Origin of the sequence: Asticcacaulis sp. (assembly GCF_020217185.1) — a bacterium.
Classification (GTDB): Bacteria; Pseudomonadota; Alphaproteobacteria; order Caulobacterales; family Caulobacteraceae; genus Asticcacaulis.
This window is the reverse complement of record NZ_JAIWNX010000062.1, coordinates 1-10,000: the sequence shown is the minus strand read 5'-3', so window position 1 is coordinate 10,000 and position 10,000 is coordinate 1. Positions and strand designations below refer to the sequence as shown.

Annotated in this window: 11 protein-coding genes; 4 read left to right on the top strand and 7 right to left on the bottom strand. The window is 61.4% G+C overall.

All coding sequences use genetic code 11. The features are described 5' to 3' along the window. The 6 genes from LDL37_RS02990 to sdhC all read right to left on the bottom strand — a co-directional run. The coding region (locus tag LDL37_RS02990) for an HPP family protein (protein WP_290794109.1) at positions 1 to 874 on the bottom strand (874 nt) is incomplete at its 3' end. Between the two features lie 167 nt (positions 875 to 1,041). Continuing rightward, the gene (locus LDL37_RS02985) at positions 1,042 to 1,362 is read right to left on the bottom strand and encodes a 2Fe-2S iron-sulfur cluster-binding protein (RefSeq protein ID WP_290794106.1); all 321 of its coding nucleotides are present in this window, start codon (positions 1,360 to 1,362) and stop codon (positions 1,042 to 1,044) included. A gap of 204 nt (positions 1,363 to 1,566) precedes the next feature. After that, positions 1,567 to 2,340, bottom strand: a complete 774-nt coding sequence (locus LDL37_RS02980) for a succinate dehydrogenase iron-sulfur subunit (RefSeq protein ID WP_290794103.1) — start codon at positions 2,338 to 2,340, stop codon at positions 1,567 to 1,569. A 14-nt stretch (positions 2,341 to 2,354) separates the two neighbouring features. After that, on the bottom strand, positions 2,355 to 4,139 hold the full coding sequence (gene sdhA, locus LDL37_RS02975) for a succinate dehydrogenase flavoprotein subunit (RefSeq protein ID WP_013477744.1): 1,785 nt from the start codon (positions 4,137 to 4,139) through the stop codon (positions 2,355 to 2,357). A 3-nt stretch (positions 4,140 to 4,142) separates the two neighbouring features. Further along, complete coding sequence (gene sdhD, locus LDL37_RS02970; RefSeq protein ID WP_126421980.1) at positions 4,143 to 4,517, bottom strand: succinate dehydrogenase, hydrophobic membrane anchor protein; 375 nt, start codon at positions 4,515 to 4,517, stop codon at positions 4,143 to 4,145. Continuing rightward, complete coding sequence (gene sdhC / locus LDL37_RS02965) at positions 4,517 to 4,948, bottom strand: succinate dehydrogenase, cytochrome b556 subunit (RefSeq protein WP_290794096.1); 432 nt, start codon at positions 4,946 to 4,948, stop codon at positions 4,517 to 4,519. The genes sdhD and sdhC overlap by 1 nt, the downstream gene beginning before the upstream one ends. A 405-nt stretch (positions 4,949 to 5,353) precedes the next feature. On the opposite strand from sdhC, the gene LDL37_RS02960 reads away from it, so the two are divergent. Continuing rightward, positions 5,354 to 6,862, top strand: a complete 1,509-nt coding sequence (locus LDL37_RS02960) for a hypothetical protein (RefSeq protein WP_290794093.1) — start codon at positions 5,354 to 5,356, stop codon at positions 6,860 to 6,862. Here the strand turns inward: LDL37_RS02960 and LDL37_RS02955 are convergent. After that, the gene (locus LDL37_RS02955; RefSeq protein WP_290794090.1) at positions 6,846 to 7,274 is read right to left on the bottom strand and encodes an HIT domain-containing protein; all 429 of its coding nucleotides are present in this window, start codon (positions 7,272 to 7,274) and stop codon (positions 6,846 to 6,848) included. The two genes, LDL37_RS02960 and LDL37_RS02955, sit on opposite strands and share 17 nt — an antisense overlap. Before the next feature lie 183 nt (positions 7,275 to 7,457). On the opposite strand from LDL37_RS02955, the gene mdh reads away from it, so the two are divergent. From mdh to LDL37_RS02940, 3 genes are all read left to right on the top strand, one after another. Further along, the gene (gene mdh, locus LDL37_RS02950) at positions 7,458 to 8,420 is read left to right on the top strand and encodes a malate dehydrogenase (RefSeq protein ID WP_126421986.1); all 963 of its coding nucleotides are present in this window, start codon (positions 7,458 to 7,460) and stop codon (positions 8,418 to 8,420) included. Positions 8,421 to 8,543: 123 nt separating this feature from the next. Then, complete coding sequence (locus LDL37_RS02945; protein ID WP_290794086.1) at positions 8,544 to 9,113, top strand: GNAT family N-acetyltransferase; 570 nt, start codon at positions 8,544 to 8,546, stop codon at positions 9,111 to 9,113. Between the two features lie 231 nt (positions 9,114 to 9,344). Further along, positions 9,345 to 10,000: aminotransferase class I/II-fold pyridoxal phosphate-dependent enzyme (locus LDL37_RS02940; protein ID WP_290794112.1), on the top strand; the 656-nt coding region annotated here is incomplete at its 3' end.

The window sequence follows — 10,000 nt, the reverse complement described above, 5'->3', positions numbered from 1 at the left end:
CGGCAGGTGCGCCACCCGCCTGACGCAGCATATCGTCCGCTGTAATGACGCCGATGACCCGCCCGGCCTTGTCCGTTACCGGCAGCAATTTCAGCCTGTGTTTCTGAATCAAGGCCCAGGTGTCTTCCAGAGGCGTGCCAAATTCCACATGAATGGGATTTGGCGTCATGATGTCTTTAGCCCGGATATGGTCCATCAGCCGCTGATACGCATGGCGTTCGGACAGGGTCAGCAGCTTTTCCAGATCATCGGGCGCGATGTCGATCAGCGTGTCCATCTGGCTCAGGGCGGCGGCGATGTCTTCGGCGCTGACGCGCTTGAGGCTGTTGTCCTCGGTCTTCGGAGCGGGTGCGGCGATGTGCGGATAGTTGCGGCGGGTGAGGGTGTTGAAGACAATCCCGGCGCTGACCAACAACAGCGAATTGGTGAAGGCGGGGAACAGCGCGAACCACGGGCTGGTCGTGTGGGTGAGTACGACCAGCAAGGCCATGGCCCCGCCGGGCGGGTGCAGGCTGCGCGTGGCAAACATGGCCAGAATAGCCAGGGACACAGCCAAGGAGGCCGCGATCACCGGATCGGGGATCATATGGGCGCAGATCAGACCGATGATCGCCGACACCGTATTGCCACCGATAACCGACCACGGTTGCGCCAGAGGTGAGGCCGGCACCGCAAAAACCAGCACGGCCGAAGCCCCAAGCGGGGCCACCAGCCACGGCGACAGGCCCAGCGGCGCGGCGATCAGCAGGCTGATCAGGGCAGTGAAACCGATGCCGAGACACGCCCCCAGACCGCTGCGCATCCGCTCCAGCCCCGAAACCGGCAGCGGTTTGGGCTTAAGGGCATCGAGCCAGAGTTTGAGCGCTGGTGTCATGGATTTGGCTGAGAAAATCACGAAAGGTCTTCGCTGAGAAGGACACGGAGGATACCTCACTCACGAAGGTGAGTATACGTCATGCCCTTGGGACGCTTAAACTTCAAGCGCTCTGATTTTTGTGTCTTTTCGTGTTTTTCGTGGCCAATTTTACTCTGACCGGAAAATCAGTGCTGGCTTTCGGGCAGGCGCACGATCAGGCCGTTCAGCGCCTCGGTGACGCGGATCTGGCATGAGAGGCGCGAGGTCGGCTCAACATCCTGCGCGAAATCGAGCATGGACTCTTCCATCACCGACGGGCCGCCGGTTTTGTCAAACCACTGCGGATCGACATAGACGTGGCAGGTGGCGCAGGCACAGGCCCCGCCGCAGTCAGCGTCGATACCGGGAATATTGTGCTTGATCGCCCCTTCCATGACCGAGTTGCCAGTCTTGACCTCGATCTCGTGGGTTTTGCCGTTGGATTCGATATAGGTGATCTTGGGCATAGGGGGCCATTTCAAATGCACAGAGCGATGTGCGAAAAAGTGTAATCGGTTTTTCGCAAAAACATCGCGACCAAACTAAACCCGAGAGCCGAAGCAAAAGCCTCGGCTCTCGAAATAGAAAGCAAAAATTTGCGACGAGCCGTCTCTAGCAAATTTTTTCGATATAGGAAGGGGCACATGGGGGAAACGCTGTTTCCCCCATGATTACTTCGCCGGCATCATCTTCTTGATTTCAGCGATGGCCTTGGCCGGGTTTAGACCCTTGGGGCAGACCTGCGCACAGTTCATGATGGTGTGGCAGCGGTACAGCTTGAAGGGGTCTTCCAGCGATTCCAGACGCTTCTTGGTGTGATCGTCGCGCGAGTCGGCGATCCAGCGATAGGCCTGAAGCAGGGCCGCCGGGCCCAGATACTTGTCCTGATTCCACCAGTAGCTGGGGCAGGAGGTCGAGCAGCAAGCGCACAGGATGCACTCATAAAGCCCATCCAGCTTGTCGCGGTTGGCCGGGCTTTGCAGGCGCTCCTTGTCCGGGTCGGGCGTCGTCGATTGCAGGTACGGCTCGATCGAGGCGTATTGCGCATAGAAGCCCGACAGGTCCGGCACGAGGTCCTTGACCACCGGCATGTGCGGCAGCGGCGAGATGGTGATTTCGCCGTTATATTCCTCATGGCCCTTGGTGCAGGCCAGAGTATTGCGGCCGCCGATATTCATGGCGCACGAACCGCAGATACCTTCGCGGCACGAGCGACGGAAGCTCAGCGTCGAATCGACATTGTTCTTGATGTAGATGAGGGCGTCGAGCACCATCGGCCCGTGGGCCTTGGCATCGACCTCATACTTGTCCCAGCGCGGGTTTTCGCCCGAATCCGGATCGAAGCGGTAGATCTTGTACACGCGCACATTCTTCGACCCCGACGGCGCCTTGTAACGCTTGCCGTTCTTGATCTGAGAGCGCTTGGGGAGAGCCAGTTCAACCATGTTCCATTCTCCCCTTAATAGACCCGCGCCTTGGGCGCGATATAGGCGATTTCGTTGGTCATCGTGTAGGTGTGGACCGGACGATAATCCGTGGTGACCTGACCCGTTTCGGTGTCGAGCCACATCAGGGTGTGCTTCATCCAGTTTTCATCATCACGGTTCGGATAGTCCTCACGGGCGTGCGCGCCGCGCGATTCCTTACGGTTCAGCGCCGAATTGACGGTGATGACGGCCTGAGCGATCAGGTTGTCGTATTCCAGGGCTTCCAGCAGATCGGTGTTCCAGATCATGCCGCGATCCTTGATGCCGATGTCCTTGGACGCCTTGAAGATTTCGTCCAGACGACGCACGCCCTGTTCCAGCGTCTCACCGGTGCGGAAGACGGCAGCGTCTTCCTGCATGGCGCGCTGCATTTTGAGGCGCAGATCGGCGGTCGGGGCCTGACCATTGGCGTTGCGGAACTTGTCGAGACGCGACAGGTGCGCTTCGACCGCCGACTTGCCGATGTCCTTGTGCGGCGTGCCGGCCTTGACCAGTTCCGGTGCGCGCTTGCCCGCCGCGCGGCCAAACACCACGAGGTCGATCAGCGAGTTGGAGCCGAGGCGGTTGGCCCCGTGCACCGAGACGCAGGCCGCTTCACCGACAGCCATCAGGCCGGGCACCACGGCATCCGGGTTGCCGTCCTTCAGCGTCACGACTTCGCCGTGATAGTTGGTCGGGATACCGCCCATATTGTAGTGGACGGTCGGGATGACCGGGATCGGCTCCTTGGTCACATCGACGCCGGCAAAGATTTTTGCCGATTCCGAGATACCCGGCAGGCGCTTGTGCAGCAGGTCGGGCGGCAGGTGGTCGAGGTGCAGGAAGATGTGGTCCTTGTGCGGCCCCACACCGCGGCCTTCACGGATTTCCATGGTCATGGAGCGCGAAACGACGTCGCGCGAAGCGAGGTCCTTGGCCGAAGGGGCGTAGCGTTCCATGAAGCGTTCACCGGCCGAATTGGTCAGGTAACCGCCTTCGCCGCGCGCGCCTTCGGTGATCAGACAGCCCGAACCGTAGATGCCGGTCGGGTGGAACTGCACGAACTCAAGGTCTTGCAGCGGCAGACCGGCGCGCAACACCATGCCGCCACCGTCGCCGGTGCAGGTATGGGCCGAAGTCGCCGAGAAGTAGGCGCGGCCATAGCCGCCAGTGGCGAGGATGACCAGGTGCGCGCGGAAGACGTGGATGGTGCCGTCGTCCAGCTTCCAGCAGGTGACGCCACGGCAGACGCCGTCATCCATGATCAGGTCGAGCGCGAAATATTCGATGAAGAATTCAACGTCTTCTTTCAGCGACTGACCATACAGGGTGTGCAGCATGGCGTGACCGGTACGGTCGGCAGCGGCGCAGGTGCGCTGCACCGGGCCTTCGCCGAAATTCTTGGTCATGCCGCCGAACGGACGCTGATAGATCTTGCCGTCTTCGGTACGCGAGAAGGGCACGCCCCAGTGTTCCAGCTCATAGACGGCGTCCGGCGCGTTGCGGACGAGGTATTCGATGGCGTCCTGATCGCCCAGCCAGTCCGACCCCTTGACGGTGTCGTACATGTGCCACTGCCACTTGTCTTCGCCCATATTGCCGAGCGAAGCGGCGACGCCACCTTGCGCAGCAACCGTGTGCGAGCGGGTCGGGAAGACCTTGGTGATACAGGCCGTCTTGAGGCCCGACTGACCGCAGCCCAGAGCGGCGCGAAGGCCTGCGCCACCGGCCCCTACGACCACCACGTCATATTCGTGTTCAATGATCTTGTAGGTCATGGGTTACGCCTTAAAAGCCAGATAGATGCCGCCCAGCGCCACAGCGAGAACAGCCAGACAGAAGAGGAGGTTGAGAAGGCGCAGCGCGCGTGAGTTCGGGAAGTAGTCCAGAACATTGGCGTTCAGGCCCATATAGGTGTGCCACATGGTGATCACGAAGGTCGCGGCCAGAAGCCCGGCATTGAGCGGCACCTTTACGAAGGCCAGCGCCGCCTCATAGCCCTGATTGGCCAGACCGAAGGCGCTCCAGGCAGCCCACAGGGTCAGGAAAAACAGGGCGACCGAGGTCCAGCGTTCCGCCAGCCATTCACCCGCGCCGTGCTTTTCGGACTTTTTCCAGTCCTTGGCCGAGCGTTGTTTCAGATAGGAGTCAACCATTACAGTACCACCTTGCCCGTAGCGAACAGAACGGCCCAGAAGGCCAGCGTCAGGGCAATACCGCCCAGCAGCGACCACCAGGCCAGCGCATTGGCCGACGAAATCCTGAAGCCCAGACCCATGTCCCAGATCAGATGGCGCAGACCACCGGTCAGGTGGATAAAGCCCGCCAGCGTCAGGCCGAACCACACGAACAGGCCGAAGGGCGACGCCGCAAACGACAGGAACAGCGTGTAGGCCTCAGGGCAGTGGCCCGATGCCGTCAGGCCGATGGCCAGAAGCCACGCCGCGACCATGACCGCGCCCACGACCGAGGCAATGCCGGTCGCCCGGTGCAGGATCGAGGTGAACATGGTGATGTGGAATTTCCACACCTGAAGGTGCGGAGAGAGCGGACGATAGGCCGCTTCGGTGGACGGAGGCTTTGACATGTGCTTGCGTGGCCCTGATATACCCGGTGTGTGCAATGCGAGGCTTGTACGCGCAGGCCCCACTTGTGGATGCACGGAAAAGGTTAAGTTTCCGCGTCTTCGGGGGCTTTTTAGACCCTGACGTCCCTGTGTCAACATAGCGCATGGTCAGGGGGGTGTTTTTTGCGCCCGCGAAGGCTTTTCAGACACGTATGTCGCCCGAAAAAGAGAAAACCAGATCGTACGTTAGCGATATTGTGAGCGGTTCACAAACGCGCCATCGTGACATATTGCCGCATTTCGGCCTCGGTTGGTCGCTTAGATTTGGGTAAGGGGGGATAATTTCGCCTTTTTGGCGAACAGACTTCCGTCTCCCCTGCGTTAGAGAGTGTAGTTCAGGTGTTTTTCAGCGTGACCCGTTTGCCTATGCGCCATCCCCTTCTCAAGGTTCTGCTTCTGTCTTCGGCCCTCACCCTGCCGGTGGCGTCCGCTCAGGCCGGTACAGCCGCCGCCACCGCACGTGTCACGGCTCGCGCCGATGAGGCCGCTTCTGCCGCCAAAGGTGAGACAAAGACAAAGACCGAGACGAAGGCGACGCCCAAATCGGCCAAAACGGCGGACGCGGCCAAAACGCAGGGCAACGCCAATAGCAAGACGGGCACGGCCAAGGTCAGCGAGAACGAAAAGCCGTCGGCAAAGTCAAAGGCCTCAGCGAAAACAAAGACCGCTGAGAAGGACGAGACGGACTCGAAAAAGGGAAAGACGGCGCAGAGCGGTAAGCCGAGCGGCAAATCGAAGCCGACGCAAACAGCCGATGCCGAAGCGAAAAAATCGACAGCCTCCAAAACCGCCAAAAAGACGGATACCGTCAAAAACGACGAAAAGGTCACCGCGACGGCTTCGGCCAAGGGGACGCCCTATGTCATTCCGGACAAGGGCGACAAGTACGACAGCCGCACGAGCGGCACCCTGAGCGCCCCTGCGAAAACCGTTGCCAAGACCCCCGCCCCCAAACCGGCAGACAAGACCGTAGCGCAGACGACGCCAACTCCAAAACCCAGGCCTGCGACGCCCCCCGCCACAACGGCCGCGTCAGCGCTGACCACCGACGCCGGTAAGGCGGTCGATGATCTGTTCGGTGCCAGGATCAAGGTGGACGGTCAACCCGTACCCCACAATCCAACGCCCACATCTGTGGCCTCATCGGAAACCGTAAAGCCTGCGCCGAAGACCGAAGACAAGCTGGACCTTCCGACGGCCCCCATCCCCTATCAGGCGACGGTAAAGCCCGAAACCGCGCCCGTCCCCAAGGCTGACCTCAATGCCACCCTGACCGCCGAAAAGGTCGAGCCGCGCACGGTCAGCCCGCCGACGCCGGACAAGGCCGCCGAGGTCGTGGCGGCGACCTCCCTGCCGGTCACCCCCTCACCCACCCCCGCCGATGCCCCGACTCTGAGTGTGCCCGAAGCGGTGCGCCAACCCGTTGAAGCGCCTACCGCACCGCGCAATCTGGCTGCGGTGACGGTCGATGCCTACGCCCGCGATTACGAAGGCCAGAAGACCGGTGCGGAGATGCGCTACGATTCCAGCATCCGTTCCGGGCTTCTGGCGCGCCAGAGCCGGGCGGGCGATCTGGAAGGCAACTGGCTGGTGTCGTCGCTCACGGGGGACAAGCTGGTGTCGCTGGCCCTGCGCGGCGGCGGCGCTCAGGTGGATGGGGCGTGGCGCTCACTGCAAGGCGGGGTGGGTCTTAACCGCTCCGGCCTGATCGAAAGCGCCATGCAAGCCGATGACCGCCTGACGCTCGACTATCAGTCGGGCTCCTCCCGAGGGCGCTATCGCCTCGATCTGCGCCGCGAACCCGACGGTCGCTGGCGTGGTCAGATGATCGACCCCGCCGGCACCGCCACTCCGGTGGTCATGCAGGCACAATAAGGGATTTGAGCGCCTCTACCACCTCTGCCTTCTGGGCCGGGGCAAAGGCTTCCGGCGTGCCATACCCCCAGACCGGGCCGGGCCAGGCCGCGTCCTGCGGGTGGCGGGCAATCACATGGATATGCAGTTGCGCGACAATATTGCCGAGATTGGCGATGTTGAGCTTGCTGACCGGCTGCCCCATCACCTCCGCCGCGCGGCGCACCATCTGTTCGGCCACATGCAAATCAGCGCGTAGCTGGGCGTGCTCGGCCTCGCTCAGCTCAGTCAGTTCCGTCAGGCCCGCCCGGCGCGGCAGAAGCACCAGCCACGGGAAGCGCGCATCTTTTTGCAGACGCACCTGACACAGGCTCAGCTCGCCAATCCAGACGGAGGCGGCTTCGATGCGCGGATCAACGGTAAACTCAGCCATTGGTCGGTCTTTCGCAGGCGAATAAGGCAAAATATTAAGGCCTCCTCTGTATAGCCCCTGCGGGATTTGCGCATCACATTTCATAATGTTGCAGCGCATGGTCTTGCGAAGCCTCGTTAACGGGTTTAGAGGGCCGTTAATCTTTGTCACCCCCTGCGGGTTCAGATGGAAAAGGGAATGCTTATGGCACGCGCCAAAATTGCTTTGATCGGTTCGGGTATGATCGGGGGCACGCTGGCCCATATCGCCGCGCGTGAGGAACTGGGCGATGTCGTCCTGTTCGACATCACCGAAGGTGTGCCGCAGGGTAAGGCTCTGGACATCGCCGAAGCCTCGGCCGTGTTCGGTAAGGACGTCGCGCTTAAGGGCGCCAACGACTATGCCGATATCGCCGGTGCCGACGTCTGCATCGTCACCGCCGGCGTGCCGCGCAAGCCGGGCATGAGCCGCGACGACCTGCTGGGTATCAACCTGAAGGTCATGAAGGCCGTCGGCGAAGGCATCAAGCAATACGCCCCGAATGCCTTTGTCATCTGCATCACCAACCCGCTCGACGCCATGGTGTGGGCGCTGCAAAAGTTCTCCGGCCTGCCGACCTCGAAGGTCATCGGCATGGCGGGCGTGCTCGACTCGGCGCGCTTTGCCTACTTCCTGGCTGAAAAGACCGGTATCTCGGTCGAAGACATCCACGCCTGGACGCTGGGCGGCCACGGTGACGACATGGTCCCGATGGTGCGTCACTCGACCGTTGGCGGCCTGCCTCTGCCGGACGCCGTGAAGGCCGGCTTCCTGTCGCAGGACGAGCTGGACGCCATCGTGAAGCGCACCCGTGGCGGTGGCGGCGAAATCGTCGCCCTCTTGAAGACCGGCTCGGCCTTCTACGCCCCGGCGGAATCGGCCATCGCCATGGCCACCTCCTACCTGAAGGACAAGAAGCGCGTCCTGCCGTGCGCCGCCTACCTGACGGGTCAGTATGGCCTGAACGACCTCTATGTCGGGGTGCCGGTGCTGATCGGTAAGGACGGTGCGGAAAAGGTCATCGAGTTCACCACGAACGACGAAGAAAAGGCCATGTTCGCCAAGTCGGTGGACAGCGTGAAGGGCCTGATCGAAGCCTGTAAGGCGATCGACCCGTCGCTGGCCTAAGCCTCGGAAAACCGATTTTCCGAAATCAGAAAGGGTCTCTTCGGAGGCCCTTTTTTGTTACCTGCTATTCGGATAACCGATTTGTCACTGGCAAGGGCCGGTTGCTGGGGTTAAGTCGGGAGCATGACCCGTTTGCCCACCACCTCGCCGCTTGGCCCGACGCTTGACACGCCGCGCCTGATCCTCCGCCCACCCGTCGCTGAGGATTTTCCGGCCTTTTGTGCGTTTCAGTCCGATGAGAAGGTCATGACGCATCTGGGCGGCGTTACGCCGGATGCCGTGACCTGGCGGGTGACGCGCGCCATCGCCGGGGCGTGGGCGCTCGACGGCTTTCACATGTTCAGCGTTCTGGAAAAGGCAACCGGTGAGTGGGTGGGACGCATCGGGCCTCTCTATCCCTATCAGTGGCCCGCCCGCGAAGTCGGCTGGGGCCTGTTGTCTTCGGCACAGGGCAAGGGCTACGCCACCGAAGCGGCGGCCGCCTGCATCGACTATGTGTTCGAGGTTCTGGGCTGGGATGACGTGATCCACACCATCGCGCCCGACAATATCGGCTCTCAGCGCGTGGCGCAGGCTCTGGGGTCATCCAACCGCGGACCGGGCCGCCTGCCGCCCCCCTATGCCGATGTGGCGGTCGATATCTGGGGGCAGACCCCCGCCGAATGGGCCGAAAACCGCCAGCGGTTTCGTTAAAAGGCGCAGAGCCCTTTGACACGCCAGAGGCTTAACACGCGCCAAGTGCAAAATTATTTTTCACGCAACGCAAAAATTTCCGAAAAAAGCGCCTTTCATGGGATGACAATCGACGTTTGATGAGTCATATGGTCTGGCCCGCAGGTCCGTTGCGACCTTGCGGGCTTTTTGTCTTTCACCCCGATCAACCCCTCTCAGGCCGCCTCCGGTCACGTTCTTTTCTCAGGTGCAATCATGCGCGATTTTTACCGTATCCGGCGTCTGCCGCCTTATGTCTTCGAAGAAGTCAACAAGGTGAAGGCCCGTCTGCGCGCAGCCGGCACCGATGTGATCGACTTCGGTATGGGCAATCCCGACATGGATACGGCCCCGCATATCGTGGACAAACTGGTCGAGACGGTCAAAAAACCCAAGACACACGGCTATTCGGTGTCCAAGGGCGTGCAGGGCCTGCGCAAAGCTATGGCGGGCTATTATGAGCGCCGCTACGGCGTGAAGCTCAATCCCGATACCGAAGTCGTGGCGACACTGGGCTCCAAGGAAGGCTTTGCCAACCTGGCCATGGCCATTACCGGCCCCGGCGATACGGTCATCTGCCCCAACCCGGCCTATCCGATCCACGCCTTCGGCTTCCTGATGGCCGGTGGCGTTATCCGTCACGTCCCGGCCCTGTCTCCGGAGCAATATCTGTCGGGCATTGAGCGCGCGGTGAAGCACTCCGTGCCCACGCCGTCGGTGCTGATCGTCTCCTATCCGTCGAACCCGACGGCGCAGTGGGTTGATCTGGATTTCTACAAGGAAGTCATCCGTATCGCCGAAAAGCACGACCTGATCGTGCTGTCCGACATCGCCTATTCGGAAATCTATTTCGAAAACAACCCGCCGCC

What these genes read in the sequence shown, in the direction of transcription:
- LDL37_RS02985 (WP_290794106.1), bottom strand. Translation starts at nt 1,362, where the DNA reads ATGCCCAAGATCACCTATATCGAATCCAACGGCAAAACCCACGAGATC.
- mdh (WP_126421986.1), top strand. Translation starts at nt 7,458, where the DNA reads ATGGCACGCGCCAAAATTGCTTTGATCGGTTCGGGTATGATCGGGGGC.
- LDL37_RS02960 (WP_290794093.1), top strand. Translation starts at nt 5,354, where the DNA reads ATGCGCCATCCCCTTCTCAAGGTTCTGCTTCTGTCTTCGGCCCTCACC.
- sdhD (WP_126421980.1), bottom strand. Translation starts at nt 4,517, where the DNA reads ATGGTTGACTCCTATCTGAAACAACGCTCGGCCAAGGACTGGAAAAAG.
- LDL37_RS02945 (WP_290794086.1), top strand. Translation starts at nt 8,544, where the DNA reads ATGACCCGTTTGCCCACCACCTCGCCGCTTGGCCCGACGCTTGACACG.
- sdhA (WP_013477744.1), bottom strand. Translation starts at nt 4,139, where the DNA reads ATGACCTACAAGATCATTGAACACGAATATGACGTGGTGGTCGTAGGG.
- LDL37_RS02955 (WP_290794090.1), bottom strand. Translation starts at nt 7,274, where the DNA reads ATGGCTGAGTTTACCGTTGATCCGCGCATCGAAGCCGCCTCCGTCTGG.
- sdhC (WP_290794096.1), bottom strand. Translation starts at nt 4,948, where the DNA reads ATGTCAAAGCCTCCGTCCACCGAAGCGGCCTATCGTCCGCTCTCTCCG.
- LDL37_RS02980 (WP_290794103.1), bottom strand. Translation starts at nt 2,340, where the DNA reads ATGGTTGAACTGGCTCTCCCCAAGCGCTCTCAGATCAAGAACGGCAAG.